Source organism: Luteibacter anthropi (assembly GCF_023699965.1).
GTDB classification, from domain to species: Bacteria; Pseudomonadota; Gammaproteobacteria; order Xanthomonadales; family Rhodanobacteraceae; genus Luteibacter; species Luteibacter anthropi.
Genome location: NZ_CP077072.1, coordinates 517,171 through 530,471 on the forward strand (window position 1 = coordinate 517,171; position 13,301 = coordinate 530,471).

At 64.9% G+C, this 13,301-nt stretch carries 8 protein-coding genes; 5 read left to right on the forward strand and 3 right to left on the reverse strand.

Translation table 11 applies throughout. The annotated features are described in order from the left end of the window. Positions 1-85 precede the first annotated feature (85 nt). Together KR767_RS02430 and KR767_RS02435 are read right to left on the reverse strand one after the other, a co-directional pair. A complete protein-coding gene (locus KR767_RS02430) occupies positions 86-766 on the reverse strand; it encodes a basic secretory protein-like protein (RefSeq protein ID WP_166951071.1) in 681 nt (226 codons plus the stop codon). Between the two features lie 182 nt (positions 767-948). Next, positions 949-2,418 carry a S10 family serine carboxypeptidase-like protein gene (locus KR767_RS02435; RefSeq protein ID WP_250877974.1) on the reverse strand — a complete coding sequence of 490 codons (1,470 nt, stop codon included), beginning with the start codon at positions 2,416-2,418 and terminating at the stop codon, positions 949-951. A 228-nt stretch (positions 2,419-2,646) separates the two neighbouring features. On the opposite strand from KR767_RS02435, the gene KR767_RS02440 reads away from it, so the two are divergent. The 5 genes from KR767_RS02440 (at position 2,647) to KR767_RS02460 (ending at position 10,652) form a co-directional block, all read left to right on the forward strand. Beyond that, positions 2,647-3,345 carry a response regulator transcription factor gene (locus KR767_RS02440; protein ID WP_166951060.1) on the forward strand — a complete coding sequence of 233 codons (699 nt, stop codon included), beginning with the start codon at positions 2,647-2,649 and terminating at the stop codon, positions 3,343-3,345. Beyond that, positions 3,338-4,717 carry a sensor histidine kinase gene (locus KR767_RS02445; protein WP_166951058.1) on the forward strand — a complete coding sequence of 460 codons (1,380 nt, stop codon included), beginning with the start codon at positions 3,338-3,340 and terminating at the stop codon, positions 4,715-4,717. Before KR767_RS02440 ends, KR767_RS02445 begins: the two co-directional genes overlap by 8 nt. A gap of 143 nt (positions 4,718-4,860) precedes the next feature. Further along, positions 4,861-6,024, forward strand: coding sequence for an efflux RND transporter periplasmic adaptor subunit (locus tag KR767_RS02450; RefSeq protein ID WP_250877975.1), 1,164 nt, complete (start codon positions 4,861-4,863; stop codon positions 6,022-6,024). A gap of 15 nt (positions 6,025-6,039) precedes the next feature. Next, positions 6,040-9,222, forward strand: coding sequence for an efflux RND transporter permease subunit (locus KR767_RS02455; RefSeq protein WP_250877976.1), 3,183 nt, complete (start codon positions 6,040-6,042; stop codon positions 9,220-9,222). Next, on the forward strand, positions 9,219-10,652 hold the full coding sequence (locus tag KR767_RS02460; RefSeq protein WP_250877977.1) for an efflux transporter outer membrane subunit: 1,434 nt from the start codon (positions 9,219-9,221) through the stop codon (positions 10,650-10,652). The genes KR767_RS02455 and KR767_RS02460 overlap by 4 nt, the downstream gene beginning before the upstream one ends. Before the next feature lie 195 nt (positions 10,653-10,847). Here the strand turns inward: KR767_RS02460 and KR767_RS02465 are convergent, their stop codons facing one another. Beyond that, positions 10,848-13,280 (reverse strand): GH92 family glycosyl hydrolase, encoded by a 2,433-nt coding sequence (locus tag KR767_RS02465; RefSeq protein WP_250877978.1) that lies wholly within the window; start codon positions 13,278-13,280, stop codon positions 10,848-10,850. Between the last annotated feature and the right edge of the window lie 21 nt (positions 13,281-13,301).

Sequence of the window (13,301 nt, forward strand, 5' to 3'; positions counted from 1 at the left end):
CGTCCGGTCGCCCGCAGCATGTGGACCCGGAGGTCTAGCGACCGTGAATGTACCGCGCGGATGATCCGCGCGGTACCTGCCGCCCTCAGATGCCAGGCGAACGGGTGTAGCGGTCCCAGAGGGTATCCACGCTGGCGCCGGTAATCTGCACCCAGGTATTGGCCGTGTACCGGCGTCCACGCAAGGCGGCGTCGAAACGCTGCACGGCACCCGGGAAGTGCTGCTCCACCCAGACCAGGAAGCGAGCGGTGACGCGGTAGCTGTCGGTGTATTTCTGCCCTGCCTGATAGGCCGGCAGCGACCATCCCGCGGCCGCGTTGTTCACGCCATAACGATAGCGCGCATAGTCTGCGATGCCTTCGACCAGCCAGCCCGGGATGTTCTGCTGACCGTAGTCCTGCACGATGTGCATGGACTCGTGCGTAACGGTATCGGTGTCCTTCGGGTGCGAGATCATGTAGTTCGCGCCATAGGTTTCCGTCGCATTGGCCGTGGCGGCCACGCCGTCGTACGACGGATCGAGCACGATGGTGACCGTCTTCGAGGTATCGGGATTGAAATCCCTGGCTTCCTCGGGATAGATCGTGAAGAACGTATTCACCATCGTGTCGACGGTGGACTGTGCCACTTTCGAATCCTTGTCCGTCACGATGAGCGTGTAGCCGTTGCGCTGGTAAGTCTTCGTCGTTTCCGCCGATGCGGTAGTCACGGCAAAGAACGACAACGCGAAGACGAACGGTACGGCGAAACGCGTGCCTTGCTGCATGGTGCGTGCTCCTGCGTAGGTGGTCTTCGCATGATGAGGGCCATGACTACCTGGTTTTGTTGCACCCGTCACAGCTCAGGCACCCTGTAGGAGCGCGCCTTGCGCGCGACCGGCCATCGCGTCATACATCATCGTTTCCGTTCTGCCGGTCGCGCGCAAGGCGCGCTCCTACAAGGGTGGGGTTAGTGGATGAAGTGGCGCAGGTCGGTGGCGAGGGCGGCGCGTTGCGTGGGGTCGTCGCCGATGGTGTGGCCGGCCGGGTAAGCCTTCGAAGTCCAGCGGGTCATGTCGATGCCGGTGTGCGACAGGGCGTAGCGGCCTGCTTCCAGCGGCGTATTCGTGTCGTAGTAGCCGCCGGCGGTGAACAGGCGCAGGTTCGGGTTCGCCGTCATGGCCGGTGCGAGGTACTGCACCACCGATCCGGGATGCGACTCGTCGCCATAGCGCCACTGGCGGTTGATCGTGAGGTTGAGGGCGCGATACGGCAGCGCAGGCACGTAGCCGAGGCTGCGCAGGTAATCGTCCATGACTGCGGACGGACGACGCCCCAGGCTCATGCCGGGGTCGTCGTAGGGAACCGGCAGCTTGTCCAGTGAATCATCCACGACCATGCGCGTGTCCAGACGGCCGACGCGCTTGCCGCCCGACAGCAGGCCCGTGCGGAATGCATCGGGTGAAAGACGCAGATGCATCGCTTCCAGGCGTTCTGCAGGGATGCCCGTCCGTTCGCTGGTCGCCAGCGCGACCTCGTGCAGATCGGCAGCACTCAGGCGATCGCCCTGAAGCAGGGCGCCGATATACGCCGTGCGTGCAAAACGCCATGCTTCGTCGTATGCCTCGCTCGCGGACGCGGCCGGCATCCCCTGCTTGTGGTGAAACCATGCCGTGGCGGCATAGCTGGGCAACAAGGCCATCGATTCCACATCGTCGTTGTCGATGCCGCCCACGTACATCGACAGCAAGGCCACGCCAGAAAGGTGCAGGCGCGGATACGGTGCATCCTCGTGCAGCATCGCCAGCGCACGCGTGGTGCCGTAGCTTTCACCGATCAGGTACTGGGGAGATGCCTCGCGGCCGTTCCTGTGCAGCCAATCACTGATCAAACCGACGAAGAAACGCGCATCGCCCGACAGGTTCCACAGACTGCCCGCATCGCCGCCTTCCACGGGAAAGCTGGCCCCGGTGCCAATGGGATCAATGAAGACCATATCGGTCACATCGAGCAGGCTGGCCGGGTTGTCACGCAATGTGCCACTGGCAGCGTCGTAGACCTTCGGGCCGAGGCCTTCCATGTGCAGCGGCCAGGACGATGCGCCGGGACCTCCGTTGAAGACGAAGGTCACCGGCCGACGGGCAGCATCCACCCCCTGGGCGACATAGGCGTAGGTCACGGCGATGCCTGCCGGCTTGCCATCGCTACCTTCCACCGTCGTTTCCTCGACGATGGCCCGATAGGCGATGCGTCGCCCGTCCAGTGCCAGCACGTGGTCGCTCGCCACGCGGCGATGACCCGCATCGGGGCGGCTCTGCGTCGGCGCGAAGGCTGCCCGTGCAGCAGCGTCGGCAGATAGATCCGTAACAGCGGCACAGGCAAGGGAAGGCAACAGAAAGGTGGTCAGGCCCAGCATCAGAAAGGACAGGGGCAGGCGCATGGTTATGGACATCTGTAAGGAAAGCCACGAGCGGAGCAACGAACATGCCATCCGGGGCAGGTGCCGTCGTCGGGCTTCCGGTTCCGGGCGGACTGTCTGCAACCGTCTACGTACATGTCCGCGGACAGTAGGCGCCGTCGCCGTCTGGCCTCTTCCCCAGGTAAGGGGTTGCCAAACCGGTCGGTACTGGATTACAAGCCCTCACCACCCCCAACCCTGATCATGCCGATGCGCTGCCTGCTTATCGAGGACGACATGCCCACCGCCTTCCTGGTCAGGGAGGGGCTGGTGGAGGCAGGGCACCGGGTCGAACTGTCTCATGACGGCATCGATGGCATGGTGCGCGCCTGCGGCGAACCCTGGGACCTGATCGTGCTCGACCGCATGCTGCCGGGTGAATACGATGGCCTGGACATCGTGGCGGCGCTTCGCTCGCGCGATGATCGCACCCCGGTGCTCGTGCTGAGCGCACTCAGCAGCCTGGACGAGCGTATCCGCGGCCTGCGTGCCGGTGGCGACGACTACCTGACCAAGCCTTTCTCGCTCGACGAATTACTGGCGCGTGTCGATGCACTGACGCGCCGTACTTATACCCACGGCGACGCGGAACGCCTGGCCTTTGGCGACCTGGTACTGAACCCGCGCATGCGCCGCATCTACCACGGCGATCGCCAGCTCTCGCTGCAACCACGCGAATACATGCTGCTCGAATACCTCATCCGCCATCGCGGCGAGGTGGTCACGCGCAAGATGCTGCTTACCGCTGTATGGGGTTACCACTTCGACCCCGAGACGAATGTCATCGACGTGCAGATGAGCCGCCTGCGCAGCAAGCTGGAGCGCGAAGGCGTTCCTCCCATCATCCGTACCGTGCGCGGCGCCGGCTTCACCATCGGCGCGCCGGACGGGTCCGACGACGGTGGCTGACTTCCGTCACTCCGTGGTTTTCCGCATGTCGGCGAGCTACGGCGTGGTGCTGATGTTGTCCGTGGCGCTGATTTCCACCGTGTTTTACGTGGGCACCGCGGGGCTGCTCGGGCGGAACATCGACACCCAGCTGCGCGGAACCATGCGCCAGCTGGTCGAAACACGCGAGCAGCACGGCGCCGATGCGCTGGTGCGGCAGATCCATGCACTACTGAGCGACGATCGCGACATCGACACCGAGATCTACCTGGTGACCGATGCGAGCGGACGCAAGATCATCGGCAACCTCACGGCATGGCCTACCGCGGCCATCTGGCCCGACGGACTGCGCACCATGCAGGTGAAGCGCCTGGGACGCGATGCGTCCAGCCGCTTGCTCGCCTATCGCTTCGGTGACGGCAGCCGCCTGCTGGTGGGTCGCGACATGCACGATGTCCGCGAGCTTGAGCGCATGGTGATCGAAGCGCTCGCCCTGGGTGGCGGCCTCGTGATCGTGCTCGCCACGGCCGGCGCCATGCTTTTCCGGCGCCAGCTGCAACGCCAGCTCAATGCCATCCATCGCGTCACCACCGAAGTGGCCGGTGGCAGCCTGGACCGGCGCATCGCCATCGGCCAGTCGCGCGACGAATTCGCACGGGTGGCCCGTGACGTCAATGACATGCTCGACCAGATCGAGCGCCTGATGGAAAGCGCACGTAACGTCTCCAATGCCATCGCGCACGACATGCGCACGCCGCTGGGCCGTATCCGAAGTTCCATGGAACAGGCCCTGCGCTCGCCCCAGCGCAACGAGCGACTGGTGACGGGCGCGGAAAACGCCATCACGGAAATCGATGGCCTCATCACGCTTCTCGACAAGCTGCTGCAGATTGCCGAGGCGGAATCCGGCGTACGCATGCAAAGCTTCGCACCGGTCCCCCTGCGTGAGCTGGTCGAAGACATCGTGGAGCTTTACCGGCCCGCCGCCGAGGCGCGCATGATCGACCTGGAAGCCGATGTCGTGGGCGAGCCGGTGGCCCTGGCTGATCACCACCTGCTGGCGGGCATGCTTGCCAACCTGCTCGACAATGCCCTGAAGTACGCCGGCGACGGCGCCACCGTGCGTGTCAGGGCCACGCAAGCCCAGGAGCCCGGCATGGTGGCCCTCAGCGTGCGCGACGATGGTCCGGGCATGCCGGAGGAAACCCTTGCGCGTGCAACGGAACGGTTCTTCCGTGCCGACGCCAGCCGCCATCGGCCAGGCAACGGACTGGGCCTCAGTATCGTCGCCGCCGTGATTGCCCTGCATCGCGGCAGGCTTGTGTTGCGCAACATGGCGCCGGGCCTCGAAGTCTGCATGCTGCTTCCGGTCGCAAACCTTTCCGGATCGTAACTGTCACCCGCCGTAACCCGGCGCTAAGGTGAAAACCGTCCCCGCGTCGAACTTCCCCATCGACGCCCCCCCCTGCCGATATGACGCGGGCGACACCTCTTTTGCCGGATGACGCACCGGCACACCACCCGGATGACGACGATATGAAAAACACGGGCGGAAGGCTCGTCACGACCGTATGCCTGCTGGCAGCCCTCGGACTCGCCCTGGAGTTCCGCCATGGAGGCGCCGTGGCGGCGGCCGCCACCGCCACGGCGCCGGCCGAGGACCCGCAGAAGGTCACCGTCGATGCCGAACAGGCCAAGCAGGTGCATGTCACCACCACCATCGAGCGTGACTTCGCGCCCCGCGTGGAGGCCACCGGTCGCGTCGATTTCGATCAGGACCGCCTCGCCCAGGTCACCTCGCCTTATGCCGGTCGCGTGCGCGATGTCTTCGTACGCGCGGGCGCCAGCGTGACCCAGGGTCAGCCGTTGTTCTCCGTGGACAGCCCGGACCTCACACAGGCCGAAGGTGCGCTCGTCGGCGCGGCAGGCGCGAGGGAACAGACGCATGTGGCCCTGCAACGGGCGAAGGGCATGGCCGCCGTGCAGGCCAATGCGCCGCGCGACCTGGAACAGGCCGTGGCCGACGAACAGACGGCCGAGGGCAACTACCAGGCCGCACGTCGCACCCTGCACCTGTTCGGCAAGAATGACGCCGAGATCGACCAGATCGCTGCCGGGCGCAAGGTCGATGGCGTGCTGCGCATCGACAGCCCCATCGCCGGCGTGGTCTCGCAGCGCAACGTCGCCCCGGGCGATCTGCTCCAGCCTGGCACCGGGGTGCCATTCACCATCGGCGTGCGTGATTCGCTGTGGCTGGTGGCCGATGTGCCGGAGAACGATGCGGTGCAGGTGCGCGTGGGGCAGCCGATGACCGCTACGGTGGCCGGCAGGCCCATCGACGCGACGGTCAACTACGTTGCCGACAGTTCCGATGCGAACACCCACCGGGTCACCGTGCGTGCCGTGCTCGACAAGCGCCCGGAGGGTATCCGCGCGCAGATGCTCGCCGCCATCGCCATCCGTACTGCAACCCCCGAACGCCACCTTGCCGTACCCGAGGATGCGGTGGTCCGTGAGTCCGATGGCGGCATGGTCGTGTTCACCACCGACGACGGCCTTACCTTCACCCGCCGCCCCGTTCACCTGGGCGAGCCGCGGGATGGCTATTACCCCGTGCTCTCCGGCCTGCCCGGCCATGGCCGCATCGCTGCCGAAGGCGCGCTCTTCCTGAGCAATGCCCTCGCCCTGCGCGCCCGCTAGTCCGAAGGAACCATCGTGCTCAGAGGTATCGTCGCCTTCGCCCTGACCCGCCGGGCCATCGTCCTGATGGCGCTGGTGGCCTTCGCCGTTGCCGGCATTGCCGCCTACGCCAGGCTTAACATTGAGGCCTACCCGAACCCCGCACCCGTGATCCTGGAGATCACCGCGCAGTCGGCCGGCCTGTCCGCCGAGGAAATGGAACGCAGCTTCACCCGTCCCATGGAGGTGGGCCTCGCCACCGTGCCTGGCGTGCAGAGCATCCGCTCCACGTCGTTCTACGGCCTGTCGTTCGTGCGCGTGACCTTCAATTACGGCACCGATTACTACTTCGACTACACCCAGGCCGCGCTCGCGTTGCAGCAGAACGTGAGCCTGCCCGGCGGCGTACAGCCGCAGATCCAGGCATCCAGCCTCGTCGGCGAGATCATGCGCTACCAGCTGGTGGGGCCTCCGGGCACCAGCCTCACCGAACTGCGCACGTTGCAGGACTGGGTGGTCACCCGCCGGCTGCTTTCCGTCCCGGGCATTGCCCAGGTCGTGACCTGGGGCGGCACCACGAAGGAGTACGACGTCGAGGCCGACCTGCACAAATTGCAGGGCTATAACGTGACCCTGCCCCAGCTGGTCGCGGCTATCGGCAATGCGAACACCAATGTCGGCGGCCGCACCGTCAACATCGGCCAGCAGTCGGTGAATATCCGTGGCGTCGGCCTGGTGAAGGATGTCGACGACATCGCCGAGGTCGTGCTCAACCAGAACAACGGCGCGCCGATCCGGGTGAAGGACGTCGCCACGGTGAAGATCGGCGCCGTGCCACGCCTGGGCAAGGCCGGACGCGATCACCAGGACGACGTGGTCACCGGCATCGTCGTGATGAACCGCACCTTGCAGACCAACGAGGTCGTGGCCGCGGTAAAGAGCGAGGTCGACAAGCTCAACAGCGACGGAACCCTGCCGCATGGGGTACTGCTGCAACCGTTCTACGACCGCTCCACGCTCGTCGGCGTCACCACGCACACGGTGCTGCACAACCTCATCTTCGGCTGCATCCTGGTGTTCCTGATCCAGTGGGTCTTCCTGGGCGACCTGCGCAGCGCGATCATCGTCAGCGCGAACATTCCCATTGCCCTGTTTTTCAGCATCATCATCCTGGTGCTGATGGGCGACTCGGCGAACCTGTTGTCCCTGGGTGCGGTGGACTTCGGCATCATCGTCGATTCGGCGGTGATCCTGATCGAGAATGTCTTCCGTAACTTCCAGAAGACCAAGGAAGAACGGCAGGCCCTGCTCCACGACAGCGCCCAGGGCGAACTGCGTGAATACCTGCACGGACCTGCATCGCGCGGCTGGACGGATCGCCTGCGCATCCTGTTCATCAGCACCCTGCAGGTGGATCGCGCAGTGTTGTTCTCCTCGGCGATCACGGTGGCGGCCTTCATCCCCCTGTTCACCATGCAGGGCGTGGAAGGCCAGATCTTCAATCCGATGGCGCGCACCTATGCTTATGCGCTGTCCGGTGCGCTGATTGCCACCTTCACCATCTCGCCCGTACTGGCCTCCCTGCTGCTTCCGCGCCATGTCGAGGAAGTGGAAACCTGGTTCGTGCGTGCGATCCGCAAGGTCTATTCACCGGCACTGCGTTGGGCACTTGAGCGCCGGGGGCTGACCGTCACGCTGGGCGTGGTCTTCCTGGGTCTCGCCGGCCTGCTGTGCACGCGTGTCGGCACGGAATTCCTCCCCGCACTGGAAGAAGGCAACCTGTGGATCCGAGCCACCATGCCCACCACCATCTCGCTGGAAGCCGGCGAAGACAAGGTGCATGTGCTGCGCGAGATCCTGCTGCGCCACCCGGAGGTGATCACCGTCGTCTCGCAGCATGGTCGCCCCGATGACGGCAGCGATGCGTCCGGGTTCTACAACGTGGAACTCTTCGTACCGCTGAAATCCCAGGACGATTGGCCGGCCGGCCACACCAAGGCAAAGCTCGTCGAGGACCTCACCCACGAGTTCGAGGATGCGCTACCCGGCGTGGATTTCAATTTCTCCCAGTACATCCAGGACAACATCGAGGAAGGGCTGTCCGGCGTGAAAGGCGCCAACTCGGTGAAGATCGTCGGCCAGGATCTCAAGGTGCTGGAAAACCTTGCCGACCAGGTGCAGGCCCAGATGCAGCAGGTACGCGGCATCGAGGACCTCGGCGTATTCCACGTACTGGGCCAGCCCAACCTCAACATCGTGGTGGACCGCAAGAAGGCCGCGCGCTATGGCCTCAACACCGGCGATGTGAACACGGTGCTCCAGGCGGCCGCTGCCGGTACGCAGGCATCGACGGTGCAGGAAGACGATCGCCAGTTCCCGCTGGTGGTGCGATTGTCGCCGGAGTACCGCAAGAGCCTCGCCGACATCGGCAATATCCAGGTCAACTACACGCGTTCCGACGGGGGCACGGGTTACGTGCCGCTGCGTGACGTGGCCGACATCAGCCTGGATACCGGTGCCTCGTACATTTACCACGAACGCAACGAGCGCTTCGTGCCCGTGAAATTCAGCGTACGTGGCCGCGACCTGGGTGGCACCGTGGCCGAAGCACAGGAGCGGATCGCAAAGCATGTCGTGTTGCCGTCGGGTTATCACCTCATCTGGGCGGGCGAGTTCGAAGACCTGCAACAGGCGAAGCACCGGCTTGCCATCGTACTGCCGATCGCCATGGGCCTGATCCTCGCCCTGCTGTTTGCCTTGTTCAATTCCTTGCGTGACAGCCTGCTCACGCTGGCAGCCATCCCCTTCTCCATCGCAGGCGGCATCGTGGCGCTGTATCTGACGGGGCTGGATCTCAGCGTGTCGGCGGCCATTGGCTTCGTCTCGCTGTTCGGCGTGTCGGTCATGAACGGCATCCTGGTGATTACTTACTTCAACCATCTCGTCCTCGAGGGACTGACGCCGCTGGAAGCCATGTATCGCGCGGCCGAGCAGCGCATGCGCCCGATGCTGATGACCGCCCTGTCGGCGTGCATCGGCCTGCTTCCCGCCGCGCTGTCGCACGGTATCGGCAGCCAGGTGCAGCGCCCACTGGCCACGGTGGTGGTCGGCGGCATGCTGATCGGTCCGGTCATGTTGCTTGTTGTCGCGCCGGCCTTGCAGGTGATGGTGGTCGAATGGTCGCAACGCCGCCGTCGCCAGCGTGGAGGCACGCCATGATCCGCTCCCTCGTACTGTGTGCCGCCATCGCGACGATATGTGCCGGCTGCGCTGCCGGCCCTGACTACAAGCGTCCGTCGCTGCCGGCACCTTCTGGCTACGTGCGCGGCGAGCAGCCTGCGGTCATTGGCACGGATACCGCGCAGGCACAGCGCTTCAGCCCTGCACCTGTGCAGGCCGAATGGTGGACGATGTTCGGCTCGGCCGCGCTCGATGCACGGGTGAAGCAGGCGCTGGCCCACAATGCCTCGCTGGATGCCGCGCTGGCGGCGCTGGATGCGGCGCGGGAAAACGTTGCGGCGCAGCGGGCCACTTATTTTCCGTCAGCGCAGCTGAGCTATGCGCCTTCGCGCCAGCGTGATGCCGTGGGCACCCTGTCGCCGACGCTCTCCAATAACGCCACGTATTACAGCCTGCATACCGCACGACTGGACGTGAACTATGCGCCGGATGTGTTCGGTCTCAACCGGCGCACCGTCGAATCGTTATCGGCTCAGGCCGAGGGGCAGCGCTACCAGCTCGACGCCGCACGGCTGACCATCGCAACCAACGTGGTCAACGCGGCGATCACGGAAGCCTCGCTGCGTGCGCAGATCGATGCGACCAACGAAGTCATTGCCGATGGTGAGCGTGCGCTGGCGGTTCTTCGTGACCAGGCGCGCCTTGGCTATGCCTCGGCGATGGATGTGGCCGCGCAGGAAAGCGCACTGGCACAGTCTCGCCAGGCCCTGCCCGGTTTGCGCAAGCAGCTGGCGCAGAATCGCGACCTGCTGGCCGTGTTATGTGGCGAGGCGCCGGCCGATGGCGGCTCGCCCGAGTTCGTCATGGATGGCCTGACGCTGCCTGCGACGTTACCGGAGGTGGTGCCGGCGAAGCTGGTGGACCAGCGTCCCGACGTAAAGGCAGCCGAAACCGATGTGCAGGCGGCCAGTGCGGCTGTGGGTATCGCACTGGCGAGCCGCCTGCCCCAGCTGAATCTCACGGCCAGCTATGGCAGCAGCGCCACGACGTTCTCGCGGATGTTCACGGATGACAATGTGTTCTGGTCGCTGGCTGGCAGCGTGACGCAGAGCGTATTCGACTTCGGTGCGCTGAAGCATAAGCAGCGTTCGGCCGAAGCGGAGTTGCGGCAGTCGGCGGCGCAGTATCGGGGCGTGGTGCTGGGGGCATTCCAGGATGTGGCCGACACGCTGTATGCGCTGGAGGAAGATGCTCATGCCTATGCGGCGGCGAACGATGCCGAGGTGGCGGCGCAGCGCACGATGAAGCTCACGGGTGAGCAGCAGCGACTGGGTTATGTAGGTACGCTGGCAGCGATTACGGCGCGACAGGCCTGGCAACAGGCACGCATCGCGAAGATCCAGGCCCAGGCCACCCGCCTGCAGGATTCGGCAGCCCTGGTGCAAGCCCTGGGTGGCAACTGGATGTAGGAGCGCGCCTTGCGCGCGACCGGAGGTTATCGCAACACCCGTCGCGCGCAAGCACGCTCCTACATGTAATAGCTACGTTGCAGGAGCGCGCCTTGCGCGCGACCGGAGGGCATCGCAACACCCGTCGCGCGCAAGCACGCTCCTACATGTAATAGCTACGTTGTAGGAGCGCGCCTTGCGCGCGACCGTGGTCTATCAGGCGGCGGGCTGGCCGTAGGACGGCGGGCGGTCGACCATGGCCTTGCCGAAGGCCTCGTTCGGCTTGTCGCCCATCACGAAGGTGAGCGTGCCGCCGGCGGCGAGTTCGGCGTGGGAGATCCACGTCTTCGACCACGGCTGGCCGTTCCAGGTAACCGACTGGATGTATGGACGGTCGGCACCGTTTTCCTTCGCCTCGATGGTGAGCACCTTGCCGCCGCCGAGCTGGATCTGCGCCTTGTCGATCACCGGGCTGCCGAACACATAGTTCGTGCTCACCGGGTCCACCGAATAGATGCCCATGGCGCTCATGATGTACCACGCGCTCATCTGGCCGCAGTCTTCGTTGCCCGGCAGGCCGTCCGGCTCCGGCATGTACATCGTGTCGAGCAGCATGCGCACGCGGGCCTGCGTCTTGTGGTGCGAACCCGAGTAGGCGTAGAGGTAGGGCATGTGGTGCCCCGGCTCGTTGCCGAACGCGTACTGCCCCACCATGCCAGCGATATCCGGCGGCGCATTGTCCGGCAGGCGCGGATCGGCATTGAACAGGCCGTCGAGCTTCTTCTCGAACGCCGCCTCGCCACCGAACAGCGTCATGTAGTGATACACGTCGTGCTGGTTGAGGAAGGTAGCCTGCCAGGCATTGGACTCGGTGAAGTCACGCCAGCGGTTCGAATGACCGATGGCGATCGGGTCGAACGGCTCGATCCACTTGCCATCCGCATCGCGCGGACGCGTGAACTGCGTGTCCTTGTCGAACACGTTGGCGTAGTTGCGTGAACGCTTGCGCAGCAGGTCGGCATCGTCGGTGTGACCGAGCGCCTCGGCCATGTGTGCCACGGCCCAGTCGTCATAAGCGTATTCGAGCGTCTTGCTGACCGCCTCGCCTTCCTTGTCGCTGGGGATGAAACCCATCTTGCGGTAGTACGGCAGGCCGAAGTAGTCGTCCTGCATCGCGCGACGGCGGAACACCGGCCATGCCTTCGCATAATCGATGCCCTTGAAACCCTTGGCCTGCGCCTCGGCAACGACCACGGCGGAGTGGTAACCGATCATGCATACCGTCTCGACACCCTGCAGCGGCCACACGGGCGCACCGCTCGGGCTTTCCACGGCCAGGCGCACGAGACCATCGACGATGTCCGGCACGCGATCGGCCTGGTACAGCGTGAACAGCGGATGCTCGGCGCGATAGGTGTCCCACAGCGAGTAGGTGCTGTAGTTGTGACGGCCTTCCGGCAGCGTATGCACCGCCTTGTCCATGCCGCGGTAACGACCATCGATGTCGCTGAACACGGTCGGGGCGAGCATCGAGTGGTAAAGCGAGCTGTAGAACGTCTTGCGGATCTTGTCCGAGGTGGTGTCGATCTGGATCTTCGACAGTTCGGTGGTCCACTCGGCCTCGGCCGAGGCACGCACGCCGTCGAAGTCCCACGCCGGGATTTCGCCATCGAGGTTGCGCATGGCGCCATCGATATCCACGCCGGAGATACCCACCTTGACCAGCAGCGGCTCCTTCGACGCATGGTCGAAGTGGATGGCAGCCTTCAGCGTATCGCTCCTGGCTTCGCTGGTGCCCTTCGGCAGGGCCTTGCCACCGTCGTACAAGGTGACTTCCTTGAATGGACGCGACACCTTCATCGCGAAGTAGATCACGCGACCCGAAGCCCACTGGTAGACGCGACGGCCACCCACCAGGGTGTCGTTGCCGATCACACGCACTTCGACGTCGCTGACGCGGGTAGCTTCGCGCGGGTTGTCCTGGAAGCCGTGGGTCATGTCCAGCAGCACGTGGGCATCGCCATCCTTCGCAAAGGTGTAGCGATGGATGCCCGCGCGCAGCGTGGCCGTGAGTTCGGCAAGGATGTCGTGCTTGGTGAGCTTGACGCGGTAGTAGCCCGGATGCGCCTGCTCGCCCGTGTAATGCGAGCGGTAGCCCTTCACGCCGGTCTTGTAGCCCTTGGGGGCCTTCTCGCCGCTGATCTTGGCCGCGTCATAGCGCGATACGTAGTTCACGCCGTCGTAATCGCGATCACCCGGCTGCAACAGCACCGGACCCATCGACGGCATCACCAGGAAGTCGAGCATGTCGCTCGCACCCGTGCCGGACAGGTGGGTGTGCGAGAAGCCCATGATCGAACCGTCGCCCTGGTGGTAACCGGACGAACCGTCCCACTCGGCGTTATACGTATCGGGGCTGAGCTGCATCATGCCGAACGGCCGGGTCGCACCGGGATAGGTGTGACCATGGCCGCCCGTGCCGACGAAAACGTCGACGTAACCCAGGATGCCCTCCGCGGCGGTGCCGCCGCTGGCGGAAGGCGTGTTCACGGCGCGCTGTACGCCATGGGCAAGCGCGGAGAGGGAGCCGAGCTGGCCGATGGCGGTGGCCGCAGCCATGCCCTGGAGAAAACGTCGACGAGTAACCATGAATCGCTCCAAACAGGGGCG